17 protein-coding genes are annotated in these 17571 nt (G+C 37.5%); 3 read left to right on the forward strand and 14 right to left on the reverse strand.

The window, feature by feature from the left end; translation table 11 throughout:
* Nucleotides 1-364 precede the first annotated feature (364 nt).
* The 11 genes from CSV79_RS15680 to CSV79_RS15730 form a co-directional block, all read right to left on the reverse strand.
* On the reverse strand, nucleotides 365-1144 hold the full coding sequence (locus CSV79_RS15680; protein WP_099689986.1) for an enoyl-CoA hydratase: 780 nt from the start codon (nucleotides 1142-1144) through the stop codon (nucleotides 365-367).
* 14 nt (nucleotides 1145-1158) lie between these two features.
* Nucleotides 1159-2028 (reverse strand): 3-hydroxyacyl-CoA dehydrogenase family protein, encoded by an 870-nt coding sequence (locus tag CSV79_RS15685; RefSeq protein ID WP_099689987.1) that lies wholly within the window; start codon nucleotides 2026-2028, stop codon nucleotides 1159-1161.
* Between the two features lie 107 nt (nucleotides 2029-2135).
* On the reverse strand, nucleotides 2136-3308 hold the full coding sequence (locus CSV79_RS15690) for a thiolase family protein (protein ID WP_099689988.1): 1173 nt from the start codon (nucleotides 3306-3308) through the stop codon (nucleotides 2136-2138).
* 53 nt (nucleotides 3309-3361) lie between these two features.
* Nucleotides 3362-4705, reverse strand: coding sequence for an acetyl-CoA carboxylase biotin carboxylase subunit (locus CSV79_RS15695; RefSeq protein WP_099689989.1), 1344 nt, complete (start codon nucleotides 4703-4705; stop codon nucleotides 3362-3364).
* A 79-nt stretch (nucleotides 4706-4784) separates the two neighbouring features.
* Entirely contained in the window at nucleotides 4785-6500 is a 1716-nt protein-coding gene (locus CSV79_RS15700) for an AMP-binding protein (RefSeq protein ID WP_099689990.1), read from the reverse strand.
* A 40-nt stretch (nucleotides 6501-6540) separates the two neighbouring features.
* Nucleotides 6541-7995 (reverse strand): sodium:solute symporter family protein, encoded by a 1455-nt coding sequence (locus CSV79_RS15705; RefSeq protein ID WP_099689991.1) that lies wholly within the window; start codon nucleotides 7993-7995, stop codon nucleotides 6541-6543.
* Nucleotides 7982-8242 (reverse strand): hypothetical protein, encoded by a 261-nt coding sequence (locus tag CSV79_RS15710; RefSeq protein ID WP_099689992.1) that lies wholly within the window; start codon nucleotides 8240-8242, stop codon nucleotides 7982-7984. The genes CSV79_RS15705 and CSV79_RS15710 overlap by 14 nt, the downstream gene beginning before the upstream one ends.
* Complete coding sequence (locus CSV79_RS15715; RefSeq protein WP_099689993.1) at nucleotides 8239-8742, reverse strand: hypothetical protein; 504 nt, start codon at nucleotides 8740-8742, stop codon at nucleotides 8239-8241. Before CSV79_RS15715 ends, CSV79_RS15710 begins: the two co-directional genes overlap by 4 nt.
* 2 nt (nucleotides 8743-8744) lie before the next feature.
* Complete coding sequence (locus CSV79_RS15720) at nucleotides 8745-10280, reverse strand: acyl-CoA carboxylase subunit beta (RefSeq protein WP_099689994.1); 1536 nt, start codon at nucleotides 10278-10280, stop codon at nucleotides 8745-8747.
* A gap of 52 nt (nucleotides 10281-10332) precedes the next feature.
* On the reverse strand, nucleotides 10333-10545 hold the full coding sequence (locus CSV79_RS15725; RefSeq protein WP_099689995.1) for an acetyl-CoA carboxylase biotin carboxyl carrier protein subunit: 213 nt from the start codon (nucleotides 10543-10545) through the stop codon (nucleotides 10333-10335).
* Nucleotides 10546-11279: 734 nt separating this feature from the next.
* Complete coding sequence (locus tag CSV79_RS15730) at nucleotides 11280-12008, reverse strand: Fic family protein (protein WP_099689996.1); 729 nt, start codon at nucleotides 12006-12008, stop codon at nucleotides 11280-11282.
* A gap of 264 nt (nucleotides 12009-12272) precedes the next feature.
* Between CSV79_RS15730 and CSV79_RS15735 the strand changes: the two genes are divergently transcribed.
* Nucleotides 12273-12821, forward strand: a complete 549-nt coding sequence (locus tag CSV79_RS15735; RefSeq protein WP_099689997.1) for a hypothetical protein — start codon at nucleotides 12273-12275, stop codon at nucleotides 12819-12821.
* Nucleotides 12822-12891: 70 nt separating this feature from the next.
* Here CSV79_RS15735 and CSV79_RS15740 read toward each other — a convergent pair whose 3' ends face one another.
* The 3 genes from CSV79_RS15740 to CSV79_RS15750 form a co-directional block, all read right to left on the reverse strand.
* Entirely contained in the window at nucleotides 12892-13665 is a 774-nt protein-coding gene (locus CSV79_RS15740; protein WP_369824997.1) for a class I SAM-dependent methyltransferase, read from the reverse strand.
* Nucleotides 13666-13667: 2 nt separating this feature from the next.
* On the reverse strand, nucleotides 13668-14099 hold the full coding sequence (locus tag CSV79_RS15745) for a BrxA/BrxB family bacilliredoxin (RefSeq protein WP_099689999.1): 432 nt from the start codon (nucleotides 14097-14099) through the stop codon (nucleotides 13668-13670).
* 184 nt (nucleotides 14100-14283) lie between these two features.
* Nucleotides 14284-16056, reverse strand: a complete 1773-nt coding sequence (locus CSV79_RS15750) for a hypothetical protein (protein ID WP_099690000.1) — start codon at nucleotides 16054-16056, stop codon at nucleotides 14284-14286.
* A gap of 288 nt (nucleotides 16057-16344) precedes the next feature.
* Here CSV79_RS15750 and CSV79_RS15755 point away from each other — a divergent pair, with 288 nt between their 5' ends.
* The gene (locus tag CSV79_RS15755; RefSeq protein WP_099690001.1) at nucleotides 16345-17190 is read left to right on the forward strand and encodes a hypothetical protein; all 846 of its coding nucleotides are present in this window, start codon (nucleotides 16345-16347) and stop codon (nucleotides 17188-17190) included.
* A 192-nt stretch (nucleotides 17191-17382) separates the two neighbouring features.
* The coding region (locus tag CSV79_RS17215; RefSeq protein WP_369824998.1) for a transposase at nucleotides 17383-17571 on the forward strand (189 nt) is incomplete at its 3' end.

A 17571-nucleotide genomic window follows, 5' to 3' on the forward strand; every position in this document is an offset into this window, starting at 1 on the left:
TAGCTGGATGAAACCAAAAGCGGAAGACGCCGTCTAGACTCGACAGGCACTGGAGGGCTTGATGAAAAGGTGCGTTCTTTGCACCTTATCGGAAAGACCGAAGTGACCGAGAGTCTGGCGTCTGTAGCTGGATGTAATCGAAAAAGGGCTGTCCCGGAAAGTCATTTAAAAATGACTTTCCGGGACAGTCCTTTTGTTTATATAGACAATATCTAACGACTCGTTTTAATCGGAATCTCTGCGAAAGTAAACCCGCATTATGGTTTCTTATGAAGTAATTCCATAAAAAAATCTTTTCATTACTATTAATTTATTAGCTTTCCAATATTTTTACATCAAAAGAAGAAGTTTATTTTTTATACGCCTAAAAATGTTTGAAGATAGGTTTTCGTTTTTCTAAAAAAGCCTGAACCCCTTCTTTTACATCTTCTGTGAGAAATACTTGTCCGAAAATTGCTGCTTCATTTTCTAGGGCTTTATTAAAAGGAAGCTCTTTCCCCTCATCAACAGCCTTCTTAATTAACGATAGCGATTGTAAAGAATAACTTGCCATCTTTTTTGCGATTATTAATGCAGCAGATAATCCATCTCCACTAGGTACAACTTGATTAATTAACCCTATTGCTTTGGCTTCATCCGCAGAGATCGGGTCACCAGTAAACATTAACTCTTTAGCTTTGGCATCACCTATTAATCTAGGCAAACGCTGTGTTCCTCCCCCTCCCGGAAGTAAACCTAACTTAACTTCTGGCAACCCGATTTGTGCATGTGATTCAGCAATTCTTAAATCACAAGCCAATGCTAACTCACAACCTCCGCCCAGAGTTAAGCCGTTTAAAACAGCAATGGTTGGTTTTGGTAGAAAATCTATTTGGTTTAGCATACGATGTGTATTCATTGCAATATCTTTAACATCTTCTCTTCCAATCCAATCTGGGAACTCTTTAATATCTGCACCTGCCATAAATGCTTTATCTCCTGAGCCAGTTAAGATTGACACAATTACTTCTGGATCATTTTCTATTGTAGTGAAAACGGCTTCTAGCTCTACAACTACTTTGTTATTAAGAACATTAAAAGGAGGGTTCTCTATCGTTACAATAGCAATTCCATTCTCTTTTTTAATATCAACGAGTGTATACACCTAGCTTCTCCCCTTTACTTTGAATACTCATACCATCCCTTACCGGTTTTTCTACCTAAGTTTCCAGCCATTACTTTTTCTTCAATACACCCCGCAGGCTTATCATCAAGATTTCCTGTTTCATTATAAAGTTGTAATTGTGCGTAATAACCAACGTCTATTCCAGATAGATCTGCCAATTCAAATGGCCCCATTGGGTGGTTTAAGGCTTTCTTGCAAATTAAATCAATATCTTTATAATCACAAATGCCTGATTCATAAAGTTTGGTGGCCTCATTAGATAAAGCTAAGAGGATTCTATTGGCGACAAAACCGTAGATTTCCTTGCGAAGTAATACTGCAGTCCGATTAATTTGTTTGCATAGATCCATAGTGACCTGCGCTGTTTCTTCTGATGTATTCTCACTCATTACAACTTCCACACAATCCATAACAAGCGGAGGAAAGAAAAAATGCATATTACATATTTTATCTGGCCGGTTCGTTACTTCAGCAATCATAGAATTGACAATGGTTGAGCTATTGGATGCTAAAATAGCGTGAGGGGGAGCAACTTTATCTAATTCGTGAAAAACATTTCTTTTTATATCAAGCTTTTCAACTACTGCCTCAATAACAAAGTCTGCCGTACTAGCCGCATCATTTAAGTTTGTGGTAAAAAACAACTTACTAAATGCCAAATCTCTATTTTCTGCCGATATTCTCCCTTTAGCAACCCACTTCTCCATAATTTCTACTAAATGAGACTTTGCCTTTTGCAAGGATTCTTCGTTAATATCTTGAATGGTTGTTTGATATCCTCCCAAAGCACAAAGCATTCCAATCTGATTCCCCATGGAACCACTTCCAACCACACAAATATTTTTAATTATTCCCGTATTCATAGTAACATTCCCCTTTTTTATGAATTAGCACATGGATAAGATACGCAGTTTCTAATGAGATAGTAATTTATCTAGTTGCTTCCCAGTTCATACGATTCATTTCTCTATCAACTTTCCCGTTCCAATATAGTAGCAATTCCTTGACCCCCACCAATGCATGCTGTTAATAAAGCAAAACGACCTCTAATCCTATCTAGTTCATAAACAGCTTTTGTTGCTAATATAGCTCCCGTTGCTCCCAATGGATGACCGTGAGCAATAGCACCACCGTTTACATTCACTTTAGAGAGATCCATTTTTAATTCCCGGTTGCACGCAATTACTTGCGCTGCAAAAGCTTCGTTTATCTCGATGATATCCATGTCTTCAAGTGTTAATCCTGACTTTTCCATTACTTTAACTGTTGCAGGAACAGGTCCTATTCCCATAATGTTTGGATCCACTCCAGCTACTGCATATTGACGAACAACAGCAAGTGGCTTCAAGTTCAACTCATCGGCTTGTTCTCTTGACATAATGACAAGTGCAGCTGCACTATCATTTAGTCCAGAGCTACTACCAGCCGTAACAGAACCGTCTTTTAGGAAAGCAGGAGGCAACTTGGCTAACCCATCTAAAGTGGATTGAGGGCGTGGATGCTCATCTGTGTCAAAAACGAATGATTCCCCTTTACCTTTTGATACAGTAATCGGAACAATTTGTTCCTTGAAACGATTTTCTTCTATTGCTATGGCCATCTTTTTTTGGCTTTGAAGGGCAAATTCATCTTGCTCTTCTCTGCTAATACTGTACTTATTCACGAGGTTTTCTGCAGTAATCCCCATTTGAGGATCTCCTATTTCACTTGGTGACAACTTGGGACTAATAAATTGGGGAGGAGCAACACTATAAAGCTTATTCGGTTTTCCCATCAGATAGGGAGCCTGGCTATAGCTTTCGATTCCTCCGGCAATATAAATATCACCATCGCCTGAACGAATGGCACTAGCAGCTAAATTTATGGCATTAATACCAGAACCGCATTGACGATCGATCGTCAAACCGGTTAGTCCAAGTGAAGGGTCCGTTTTAAGAGCAGTTAAGCGTGCAATATTCCCTCCACCGCTTAGGACATTTCCCATGATTACATCGTCGATCATTTCCGGTTTTAAATTAGTTCTATTCAATAACTCTTTTAATACCTCGGCACCAAAGTGATGGGCCGGCATGGTTGCAAGTGCACCACCAGATCTTCCGATTGCTGTTCTAACAGCTGCTACTATAACTGGATCACGTTTCAATACATTTTCATCCTTTCTACTGTTGGAATAATAATTAAAATTATACGTACCATCTATTTTTTTATTATGTTTTTCTCTATAAAACTTGTCGTTGTATCCCCTTCACGAAATGCTTGGTGCGATACAATCTTTTTTAAGAATGGAATATTTGTCTTTATTCCTTGCAATTCATAAGCATCCAACACTTCTTGAAGATGGTTGATTGCTTTCATGCGAGTTTCTCCTTTAATGATTAACTTGGCAACCATCGGATCATAAAAGGGGGATACTACTGAAGAATCTGATATAGCTAGCTCATGACGAATCCCCTTACCGGTAGGCGTATACAACTTTGTAATTCTACCCGGAGAAGGGAAAAAGGTTTCAGGATCTTCTGCGTAAATTCTAACTTCTATCGCGTGACCTTCTCTTTTTATATCTGCTTGTTTAATAGTAAGACGTTCACCACTTGCGATCAGAAGCTGTTGCTCAACTAAATCAATCCCTGTAATTTCCTCTGTGACCGGATGTTCCACCTGCAGGCGTGTGTTCATTTCTAAAAAGTAAAAGTTTTGGTCTGCATCGACTAAAAATTCGATAGTCCCCGCATTACTGTAACCAATAGATTGAGCAGCCAGAATAGATAATTCGCCCATTTTCTGTCGAGTTTTCTCATCTATAAATGGCGATGGAGCCTCCTCAAGAACCTTTTGATGACGACGCTGAATAGAACATTCTCTATCCCATAAATACACAGAGTTTCCATACTTATCAGCAAGTATTTGTATTTCAATATGATGGGGTTCTTCAATATATTTTTCTATATACATCGTTCCATCCCCGAAAAAATCTGTTGCACGTTTCTGATTACCAGCGTAATACTTAAGTAATTCTTCTTGATTATAAACAGCCTTCATTCCTATCCCGCCACCCCCAGAGGATGCCTTAATCATGACTGGATAGCCTATGCTGTTTGCAATTTCTGCTGCTTCGTTCTCATCTTTTAATGGATGAGCAATACCTGGAACTACTGGTACACCTATTTCTTTCATGACTTTACGGGATTCAATTTTACTTCCCATTTGAGCAATAACATCTGCAGAAGGACCGATAAATATAATCCCTTCATCTTCGCATCTACGGGCAAACTTCGGATTTTCAGATAATAAACCATATCCCGGATGTATCGCCTCAACCTTTGTTTCTTTAGCAACCTCTATTATTTTGTCGATGTTCAGATAACTTTCATTAACACGTGAGCCTCCGACACAATATGCTTCATCAGCCAGTTGGACATGAGGGGCTTCCTTATCTGCTTCGGAAAAAACTCCTACTGTATGAATATCCAAAGCGTTACATGTACGCATAATACGAGCTGCAATTTCACCACGATTGGCTATGAGAATTTTTTTAAACATACGGATCCTCCTGTTTACATGGTACGTTTAATAAAACGTACGAATTACTGTGTAGATTAAACGTTCATGCACAAATAAATCATACCCTTAGAAGATATTTTTTTAGTTCTTCCTTTTTAACTTTCCCCGTGGCAGTCATTGGCAATTTATCAATAAAACTAACTATAGGAACTTTATAAACAGACATTTGATCATGGCACCATTTTTGAAAATCTTCTTCACTTATTGTGCTTTGATGTTCTTCTTCTATTTGTATAAAGGCAACAGGTACTTCACCTTTTTCTTGGTGTTTTTTCGCTATAACACCACAGCCAACCACAGCAGGATGACGACAAATTATGGACTCGATTTCAGGTGGAGAGACACTCATTCCATTCACTTTTAACATTTCTTTTCTGCGACCCAAAAAGTGAAGGTAACCATCTTGATCAATTACTCCTACATCTCCCGTATGGAGCCATCCATTTTTTATAGATTGCTTGGTTTCTTCAGGTTTGTTCCAATACGATTTTAATAGTGATGGGGTCTTGATCACTATTTCCCCTTCAACATCTAAAGGAACGATCTCTCCTGTTTCGAAACTAACTATTTTTAACTCTGTTCCTGGCATGGGTAATCCAGAAAATACGGGTTGACTTTTCAGATCCATGTCATCATCCTGCATATGGGTAGTAAATGTATCAAATGTATGGGTTTCGGTCATACCATACGCCATTTCCCTCATAGTACTGCCGGATAATTCTCTCCACTTTTTCCTATACTCTTGATTCAACTTTTTCACAAAAGAAGTAACGGATATTTCTTTAATTGTACTTAAATTGTATTGCGTTATATCCTCTCTGTTCATTAACTCTACAAAGTTATCTAAAACACCACCTATGTGGGTTACTTTATACTTTGCAATCCCTTGTAAAACAGCTTCAGCATCCCAACGACCTAAAATAATATGAGTCGCCCCAGTGAAAACAGGTAACAATACACATACATTTTGACCTGCTATCCAAAATGATGGGAAATAAGCCATGACTACATCATCCATTTTAAATTTACTTGTAAAAGTAGAAGCTGTTGCACACGTATAAATCATATTTCTTTGGGTATGTTCGCACCCCTTAGGTAAACCTGTAGTACCGCCAGTATAATTTAATGCCGCTATGTCATCCAAACTCAACTTCACTGGAGGATAAGAGGTACTTTGTCTATTTACTATAGACTTCCACTCAATAACGTCTGTAGTACTGTAATCAATATCTTCACAAACTAGAAGAGATTGATGCACAGGTATAGTTGGGAACTCAGGAATATAATCACGTAAGCTAGTAGTTACTACGATTTTTACACTAGTATCTTCTTTCACTTCTTGAACTAATGTGTAAAGGTAGTCAGTTGTTACAATCAGCTCTGCTTGTGTATCATTTAACTCGTATAGTAGTTCTTGCTTTTTAAACATGGGATTAACAGGTACATGAATACAACCTATTTTTAAAATTCCGTAGAATGCAATAAGAAATTGTGGGCAATTAGGTAGAAACACTGCCACTCTATCGCCTTTTCTCATTCCAGACTCAGACAAAAATGCCGCGAATTTATCACTTAAATCATCTAATTGTTTGAATGTAATTTCTTCTCCATACCAAATGATGCATGGTTTATTCGGTTGAGTTTCTGCCCATTTCTTCAAATAATCCGTAATTAATAGTTCACCAAATGGATAATGGGATTCACGAGGTAAGTTTTTCGGCCAATTTTTTTCTCTTAGTTTTACTAAATGTTCTAAATAGGTTTGCTCATTCATCCAACGTCCTCCTATAATGGTTTTAATTTTATAGATAGAATTAATGGTAAGATTCTAACCTCGAAATAACTTCCTCTGAAGGTCGCTTTGAAAGTGAAGACACAATCAACATAGATAGTAATGAAATAGGCAAACTTATTAGAATTTCCGAATTATAAGGTAACTCGAAAAATAGGAAGAGTATCATAAAGCTGATTGAACCGGATAGTAGTCCGATGCTCGCCCCTAGATTATTCGCTCGTTTCCACCAGATCCCAAGTACAACGGGCCCAAAAAAGGACGAAACCATCAAACCAACAGCCGCTGTATACAAAACGATTAAAAATGTCGGTGGATTAAGAGTTAAGATCATGATAAATAAACCTATAACCCAAGTAGATATAAGTGAAACTTTTAATATTTGAGAGCGATTTGCTTCAGGCTTAAAAACTCCCTTATACAAATCGTAAGCCACAGAACTACTGATAGCTAAAAGTAGTGCATCTGTTGATGACATCACAGCGGCTAAAACTCCAGCTGCTATTATTCCCATAAGAATTTTCCCGAAAAATCCTTCTGCAATAAATAGCATCCACATATCGGATGGATTATTCTTTAAAATATCTTCTCCCAATGTTGGGATGTATGGAACCATCACTAGAATGGTAGATATCATTAATACCGCAAAAAATAGCATACTTATATTAAGTGATAACTTAGCTGAACGGATATTTGACGCAGTGAAAACACGCATGATGAGATGTGGTGTCACGCATACGGCGGTCGCCCACGTAACAAACGCGCCGATGTATCCAGCAATAGGCACAGTTGCCCCGGCAACTCCAAGGCTAGGATTTACATTCGATGCATTCACTAAAAACTCAGGCCAACTAATAGGTAGATTGATTATTCCGCCGACTACTAATATAATCGTTAAAATTGTCAATAAGAAGCCTTGAAGAATATTTGTCCAAGTTACAGCTAGCATGCCCCCCATAGAAACATAAAAGATAAATACAAAACTGATAATGATTAATCCCCATTTATACTCCAGTCCTGTTACATAGGATGTCATCAGCCCTCCTGCTTTCATCTGTGACATTAAGTACATACTGGAACCAATGATAATAATGATAGGAATTGCAACCTTAAAAAAATTACTTCCTTGATAACGATCATTAATAAATTCTGAAACAGTTATCTTTTTTGAACTTCTTAATGGTTTAGCAACTAATATACTAGCAATTGGAAAACCAACACATGACCCTACAACCATCCAAGCTAAAAAAGGTAGCCCAAGATTCCAAGTAGTACCGACGATCGCCATAAATGATCCACCACTGCCGAGAGCAGCTAGCATAGCAAGTGAATTCATACCTGTTCCAATATTTCTTCCTGCTGCATAGTAGTCATCGATCCCCTGATTGGAGGATGAAATTCGTCTTTGTGAAAGTAATCCAAGAACAATACAAAATACTAAGTAAGTAATCATGATAATCGTTTCAGTTGTTTTCATGACTTATTTCCTCACCTTTCTCACCCTTGACATGTATATCCAATGGTTCTTTCTCCGTCAAAACTAATAGTATTCCAATTGTAGGTGCTAATAAGCTAAGCAAAAATGCTGACCATGCAAGTAAGGAAACTTCTAACAGTAAAATGTCATAAGACCAAGGCAAGAAGAAAATAATCGGATAAGCAATTAATGCAATCACAAATAGCAAATTTCTACGTGACAACAGAAACCAATTTTTCTTACTCAAATCGCACATCCCCCTTTTTCATTATTCCGACCTTTTGAAACGAATTTTTTCCACTTGAATTTAGTGATTAACTGTAAAAGAACTGCAAACTGAAATCGCGGATGTGTGTGGATTTTCCATGGACTTACTGGTGAATAGTCCACAAAATAATTCAGGATAGAAGATAAGTTTCTTTCAGTGTCCTTGGTATATCTGATCGATAATAGTGTGATTCCTTCCAATCGATTTTTCGTACCTAGTACATTAGCAAATAACCTTGTGAGTGGATCAGCGGTTACATAAACAAGTGTAAAAGTTATGTTATCTGTTTTTACTATAATCTGGTCATTTTTCGAATCGTACATTAGATTCGGTTTAGCTTTTGCTATTTGGTAGTCAAGGCCTTTCTCATTGAGTATCATTTTTATTAATCGGAATACTTCTTCCTGAGAGAACCCTACATATGCTTCCCATTTTTTCTGAACTGATAGCAACTCGTACACCCCGATTCTAATTTTCAAGATTAAAATCCTGTCGGCCAGTTAGCAAGTCGATGTTCACCTTTCGAACCTCTTGCGCAAGAGTACTCTAACGTCTGTGAAAGAAACTTCCTGGTATCACGGGGATCAATAATATCATCAATTAAATGTTTCTCTACAGCTGCATAAGGTGAACTATCGCTTCCCCAAGACTCTAATAGTTTCTTTCGTTCTTCCGCAGGGTTTTCGGAGTCTTTAAGTTGTTGACCGAAAACGACATTGACTCCTACCTCAGGACCCGTGAAGTTAATCTCAGCTGTTGGCCAAGCAACTACAAAATCTGCCCCCATTGTAGGTCCACACATATTTGCATAGGCTGCCCCAATGCTTTTTCGAATGATGATAGAAATTTTAGGCACGGTTGATTGCGCTAAAGCCTGATTCCACATCATGATTTTGGTTGGCATTTTTAATTTTTCTGCGTCACTAGACACACGAAAACCTGGAATATCATGTAAGAAAATGATAGGAATATTATAAGAATCGCATAAACAAATAAAGTCTGTTGCCTTCTCGCATTCATTTGCACCAGCAGAACCAGCAAACATCATTGGCTGATTAGCGATAATTCCAATAACCCTTCCGTTTATTCTAGCTAAAACTGTGAGTAGAGCTCTGCCGAATAATGATTTGAGTTCAAAGTACTCTCCATCATCCACTAGTTCTTTTATTACCTTTTTCATATCATAAGCTCTCTTTTTATTCGCAGGTACAATATCCACTACATTATCTACAGTTCTATATGGGTCATCCATCGTTTCTTTAACGGGTGGTTCCTCATTTGCATTCGATGGCATATAACTTAAGAATTTTTTCATTTCCCCTATACTGGCCTCTTCACTTTCAGTAAAACTATCAACTTGGCCAGTATACTTTGCATGGATTTCCCAACCTCCAAGCGTCTCGCTAGAAATTTTTTCGCCCGTTGCAATTTCTAATATTCTAGGGCCAGCTACTGCCATGGTTGTACCTTTTAATTGCGTCACGAAATCTGACGTTACCGCTACCCAGGTTGGTCCGCCGTAACTATCACCTAAGACTGCTGTAATCATAGGTACTTGTCGATTATGCGTAAGAAGCTCGTCCCAAAAAAGCATTTGACTAAATTGATCTGCTCCCATACCATCTGGAATACGTAGTCCTCCTCCCTCCTTTAAATTAAGTAGTGGTAAGCCACGTTTTAGGGCGAAATCATGAATTGCTCTAGTCTTTCTGAAATAAACCATTCCTTCTGTTCCAGCGAAAACAGTCTTATCAGCTGCTTGAACAGCAACTTGTCGGCCATCGACCTTTGCTAGTCCAGTAATGAGCCCATCCCCTGCACTTTTTTCTTCACATCCAGGCTGATCTGATTGAGCTAATGAACCAAATTCAATAAACGAATCAGCATCCACAAGCATATCAATCCGTTCCCTCGCAGTTAGGAAACCACTTTCACGATGACGGGCAATTCTTTCTTCTCCTCCACCTAGCATTGCTCTTTCTTTACGGTTCTGTAAATCTTCTATTAGTTGTTTCATAAAATGTTATCTCCTACCTTTTATCAGTTTTTTTAGATCAAATAAAAATGGGTTACTTTATAGAAATAATTACATCTCCCTCATTGACAAAATCACCTTCACTAACTTTAACTTCACTGACCACACCTTCTACTTCTGCTTCTAGAGGAATTTCCATTTTCATTGACTCTAAAATTGTAACTTCTTGACCTTTTTCTACTTTGTCTCCTGCCGAAACTAAAACCTTCCAAACACTCCCGGCCATTACAGCTTTTACTTTATGCACTGTTAACACCTCCTCAATAGGATGGACTGGCTATATGTAAGCATATTCCAAGAATCAGGTTTTAGAACAAAACAGTGGGATTGTCCATTCATTCGGAATCCTACCTGTTATAGCTAATAAGGAATCACGTATAGGGAACTATAAATAAGTAAACGTCAATCAGCGCCCACCTATCTTTTAGGGGGGCGCTGTTTGACGTTTACTATCTAAAAACTTATCAAATATCCTGCTACTAGGTGAAAATGGAGCTGGAATGGAACTTCTCGCACAAAGTGTTCAAATTGATTACAGCCAAGAGAATGTACAACTACTGCCATAGTTTGCACCAACGATTACCACGGATTTTACCAGTGTGTAACGTCAAGAATGTGAAAATATAAAATGTTAAGGACTTTAAAGATAATACCCTAGCCCTTCGTACTTTGAAAGACGAATTAGCCTACTGATCTTAAACAATCACACCCGATAGTAGAGTTACATACCAACCAATCCATACAAAATTAAAAATAATGTGCCTCCGCCGCAAAGCGATGCAAGAATAGTATAGATCATAAAATTATGTCTTTCTTCGTGTATTGCACGAACTGCAAAGATGGTGAAAAAAATCATAAAAAAACCAAGCAATGAGTAGATGAAAAGCATTACGATTCCTCTTTTCTAATGTATTTCAATCACCATGACCCGTTTGAAACACAACTATTGATTGCAAAAAAGCACCTCTATAGAGATGCTTTTTAACTGATTGTACTTAGATATAAGTCAAGGGAGTCTTCTACTTCACGTTCTACTAGCGCTATAAAATCACTATAATTTTCTGTAGTATGTGCTTTATCGAGCGCTTCATAATAGGCTAATCGATTTTCCACCTTAATAATGACTGGCGGAAATCCCTCTTTCATTACATCTAAATTTAACAAAAGTCTTGAAATACGTCCATTGCCATCTATAAAAGGATGAATGCCAACAAAAATAGCATGCAACATCGCGCCGCGTTCAACAGGATGGAGATAGATACCTTCATTCCGATACCAATTCATCATTTGTTCCATTTTTTCTTGGATCAGATAATGTGCTGGTGGTATATGCGTTGCACCAGAAATAAAAACTTGTTCTTTGCGGTAAATACCTGCATATTCATCATGAATCCCTTTGAGTACTAACCGATGTAAATTCTTGATTTGCCATTCAGAAAGTGATTCTTTCATTTGAACAATTTCTTCAACATAAGCAATGGCATCACGATGATTGATAACCTCTAAATGTTCTCTCAGTGTCTTACCACCGATCGTAATCCCTTCAAGAACCACTTTCGTTTCGTTTATGGTTAAGGTATTCCCTTCAATCGCGTTCGAATGATAGGTCCACTCTAGAAATAACTTTTCTCGTAAACTTTTTAATGTATATTTTGGTAAAGGACGAGCAGCATCTAATTGTGCCTTCTTTTTATTAATAACTTCAAACAAATGAGTAACCTCCCAACTATACAAGTAGAGTATTTCTATTATTGTACCGCATATTTGAAAAGTTCTATACCTATTTAATATTCATCTTATTTTTCAAATTAGAACGATGTGATTTCGGTTAAAGATTTCTTTAGAAACTAGGTTGTCGTTATCATTCAACTAAAAGCTGTTTGACGCACAGGCATCGTTTTTATTTTTAAAACATCGAAACTATTTTCCTCACAAAACGAACTAATCATTAATCTAATGAAATGAGGAGTTCTTATGAAAAAGAGAGTACGTGTCCTTCCATTCTTGCTTATGGTTCTTGTCGTCATGAATTTTAAACCAATTCCTACAGCGGCTTGTTCATGTGTGATTGCCCCACCTGCAGATGTTGCCCTATCCGAAGCGACTGCTGTATTTAGTGGAGAAGTTGTGGAAGTTAAAAAAAGTAATCGGGACGACGGAAAAACCATTCATTTCAACGTGCGCGAGATATGGAAAGGGATCGATAGCCCAACTATTTCAGTTTTTACGGGCAATGATTCAGCGTCATGCGGTATAGATTTTACAGTCGGAAAAGAGTATTTGGTATACGCTCACACAATGGAATCGAATGGAAAAAGCATCTTATCTACTACACTTTGTGACAGAACGGCTGAGCTAGCGAATGCTGCCGATGACATTGCGTTGATTGGTGAAGGTCAAATCGTGAAACAAACGGAACAAACGACTGATTCATCAACCACCCAGTATTATGTATATGCAAGTGCACTGGTTGCTGTAGGATTGATTGGGCTAATCCTATGGAAACGTTCTAAGAAGAGTTAAAAAGTTACCGTTCTATAACTGAACAACAGAAAGCTCCAACAAACCACTAACGGTCTGCTGGAGCTTTCAATCACTTATCCAACACACCATAATGTACTTTCGTATACGGACGAATCTGCTGAACAAAACCAAAACTTTCAAACATTGGTGACTCATAATGATCCTTCAACACCACACGTCGCCTACACACCCGCAACGCTTCCGCCACCCATTCATCCGTCAAACGGTAAGACGCACCAATCTCACGCAACGTCTCAAAATTAGAAGACTCCTCAATAGGCGTCGTAAACATCGGATCCAAAAACACCACATCCCGCGAATCACTCGGACAACTCTTCAAAAACTCCACAGCCTCCGAATGAATCACCTCAATCCGCTCCATCGATTCCTGCAATAGTGGAAACTCAATCGGAAAACGACGCAAACCCGTCTCCGTCAAAAACGCCACCACCGCATCGGCCTCGATTCCTTCGACACGACCATCCACACCTACAACACTCGCCGCAATTATCGCATCCGAACCAAGCCCAAGCGTACAATCCAAAAACGAATCACCCGGCATCAAACCCGCTGCCGCCACTAACGGATCCACTTCACCCTTAACAATCCGCTTCAACCGATACGTCGCAGAATTCGGATGAAAAAAGAACGGCTCCTCGCTACCTCTTCTATAAAACGAATAGCGGTCCTTCCCCGCTACTAAGACATCCGATTGATAGATGTCCTGCAACTTCGGAATAGACCGCTTCTTTCGTTCCACGACAGGCACCTGCAAGCGCTCTGCAGCTTCTTCTACCAAAGCTACAGACTGCGCATCAGGCCGTCCTGCCGTCGTCACAATCACCTTCACTGACCTACAACATTCGTCAACACATCAACGAGGTGATCTTTAATTTGATCCTTTTGGAAGTTCTCAATCTGCTCACGCGGAACAAAGTATACTAACTTCCCATCATTCCAAATCGCCACTGAAGGAGAACTCGGTGGAATCTCCGGGAAATGCGCACGCAACGCTTCCGTCGCTTCCTTATCTTGTCCAGCGAATACCGTTAGTAAATGATCCGGCTTCACTTCTGCCACTGCCTCACGTACGGCTGGGCGTGCTAAACCTGCTGCACAGCCACAGACTGAGTTGATCACGATTAGTGCTGATCCTTTTAAGTCTTTTAGTGTTTCATCTACGGATTCTGCCGTTGTTAGTTCGGTAAAACCTGCATTTGTTAGTTCTTCGCGCATGGGCGTTACGATCCCGCGCATGTATTCGTCGTATGCGTTCATTTTGATACTCTCCGCCTTTCATGGGGTTACTAGTTTTGTTGTTGGTGCTCATGTTTAATAGTAATGGATTTGGAGGATTATTTCACGTGATTGAGATGGGGAAAGTCGTTTTATACGGTACTTATGCATGGAACTTTCATAACCCCTCAAAAAACCGTGTTTATTTCTCACATAGACACTTTTTTTAAAATGCTCCTTTTAATACTAGTTCATAATATGTTTCCTGATCAAGGTGCGTACTATTCCTTAAAGTTTCAATTGTGGTCTCTACGCTATCTCTTACCTGAGCAAAGATTTCTTCTAACTTCGCATCAGGGTATTCTTCTAATAGATAAACCACTACAGACATGATTGATTCCAAATATTCATGTAAATGTTTAATGAATAGATTTGTATTGTAATGGATTTCTGCTGAGTGGACGATAGAATTTCTGATACGATAAAGACGCTGAACATGTTGTTCAATATTTTCTTTATGATTTTTCAATAATGCAGATGAAGATTTCCCATCTTTTAATATGCTTTTCAATTCTTTGTAGCGATATGCCAGTAGCAAATTTAATTCCCTGCATGCGCTTTCTATCACTTGCTCATTTCCGCTATCCAATAAAATAAGCATCGCATCTTGCGGGACTAATTTACCTACCTTTTTCATCTGACCATCAATCTCAACCTCTAAATCACATCTATTACAATCCAGTATAAAGTTTTTTAATAACCCATAAAGATAATTATGGGTCGAACTTGTAGACAATACGTTTCTGACGTTATCTATTCCACCATCATATTCTTCAGTCCTGACAAACGATTCAATAGCAATCCACAAGTTTAGAAATGCTGATTGCGGAGACAATGATTCATCACTGATTCTTGTGAATTCAAATAAACTTTTAAATTTACGATTCACTTCAATATTATTATGTTCTAACTGATTTCTAACCTTTTCCATCATACTTTTAGAAGCACGAAACTTCTTCTTTTTCTCGACTAAGTCCACGCGGATATTTCTCACAAAACTTTTCCCATTTTGTAATAGCACTATAGGTTCAGTTGCAATGCCTGGTAGTGGATAACCGTAAAACCGTAATAAGTCTAGATATTCTGCTACTTCTTGCCAAGCCTTATTTATACCGGATTGTATGTCATGGGCATTATTCTCAATTCGTATATACTCTTTATTTTTTGATAAGTTTTGTTCTAATTCATATTCACTGTATGTACTTATCACGGCATTTCCATTAAGTAAATCCGCGCCAAATTGCTCTAGTTGGAGTTTTGTTTCCGAGTTCAAATTTGATTTAATAGAAAAAAGATGGATATACGTTGTTGGCTCTGATAAAGTTCTTTCAAAAAACTTTTTAAATCTTTCTATAACCGTAGATTGTTCACTTAAAATGGTTTCCTTTATTAGGGAATACAAAGCATTCAATGACCAACCTTTCCCTAACAACTCACTAGCAAGTACCTTTAATACGGTATCTATTTCACTAAAATCTTTATCTTCATAAGCGTTTAATCTAAGTAGGTCATTTACTTCCTGCACAATCCATTTTAAATAATTTGTCTCAAGATGACGAATAACATATTCTAGTCGGTAAATAACAGAATGAATTTTTGCATTTTCAGTAGTTTTAGGAACGGACTGAAAAGTATTTTTCATTATTTTTGCTTGATTTTCCGCGTATTTTGAAAATAGCTTATCTTCCACCACTATTTTATTAGCCTCTCCAAAAACTATTCTCAGATGTTGATCCGTTCTTTTTATCTCGTCATTCATCATACCTTTACAGACGTATAATGTTTCACTTAACGCTTGGTGGCTGTTTAAGTATCGAACAGAATATTTGCTATGTGTATGTATATTTAAAAGCTCTAGCCAACGTTGCACGAAATAAATTTGACCCTCATTGAAATCTCCATATCCTAATATGTCGGTATTATTGAATTTTGTCTCCATGTTTTCCTCCAAATATGTTGTTTTTTTTAGAAAAAGGTTTATAATAGTGAATATAGCAACATAATAATCGATATCAAAGGAGCGCCAGTGGTCTTGAGGTTAATCCCAACCCATTGGATATGCTCCTTTTTATATTTTACTGAAGCTATCTTGGTTTTTATAATACTACCGCTTTGAATATAAGGTACCGTGTGTCAAACTTTCGTGTTTGTTTAAACATTCATGATTGTTTTTCACACAGGTACCTTTTTCAAAACCCTTTCGTATTAAAGAATAGGAGGTGTAAATATGCTATCCAATAGAGAATTAGCGATATTTATTTGGTTAGTAATAGTTTCTTTAATTCTATTAGTTATTATGAGAAAAAATCTGTTTTCTCCATTGATTGATATAGTAAAAGCTGTGTGGAATCTTTTCTGCATGCCATTTTCTATTATAGTAAACCTATATGTTGCATTAATTTTTAGTGTCTTATGGTTTTACAATGTTTTAGAAACAGATTTGTTAATAACCTTTTCTCTATGGATTTTCTTGTTTCTATATCCATCAATTAATATTATTTATTCTAAACATTGCACGTTGAGTATAGATGATTTTGTAAAATCCACACTCTCATTAAATATTATCTTTCTGTTTGTAGTGAATCAGTACACGTTCCCTTTAAAATTTGAATTATTGTTAGTACCTATCCTATTTCTTTTAGGAGCAGTGAGTGAGTTAACAAAAAACAAAATTGATTTTGACATGCTTAATAAGATTAGTAACAGCTTAATCTTATGGCTTGGAATATTTATGATATTTAATGCTGTAATTCATTTTTTTCTTAATCTAGATGACTGGGCTACATTATTATTTTGGAAATCTTTTGCTATCGAGCTATATGTTTTATTGCACTTACCTCTGCTTTATTTCGTTAAGTACTATGGTTACTATGAGAAGTTCAATAATTATTTTACCTTTAAGACTTATTATCGATTAAGTGGGGTAAAAAAACATTTATTCATTTCAAAAGTTATGTTTCAGTCAAAATTTAAACAAGATACTTTAAATACTTTTTGGGATAATATTAAAAGAAGCAATTTCCGTAGTAAAGAAGAAATGCTTAGAAGTGTAAAACATGAACAGAAGAGCTGAAGTAGTTCTTCCATCGGCTATCATCTAAATTCGATTTCCCCAAAAAACTTTGGATGCTACATTAGAGTTTTTAATTGAGTTAGTTAAGTCCCTATCCTATAAATAAAGAGGTGGTGTCCAGAATGAAACAAAAACGTTATAACCAGGAATTCAAACAAACAATCGTGGAACTCCACAGAACTGGTACATCTGTTGAGTGATCTCAGCAGCGAGTATAGTGTATCTGAAGTAACAATTTATAAATGGATTAAAGCACTTTCCCCTATTGAAAGCAGTGGTGGTTTGACACCGACTGAAGTTGCAGAAGTTCAAAAGGAAAATCTTCGCCTTCAACAAGAGGTGGAAATCCTAAAAAAGGCTATGACCATATTCGCGAGAAAG

Source organism: Sporosarcina sp. P13 (genome assembly GCF_002743055.1).
Classification (GTDB): domain Bacteria; phylum Bacillota; class Bacilli; order Bacillales_A; family Planococcaceae; genus Sporosarcina.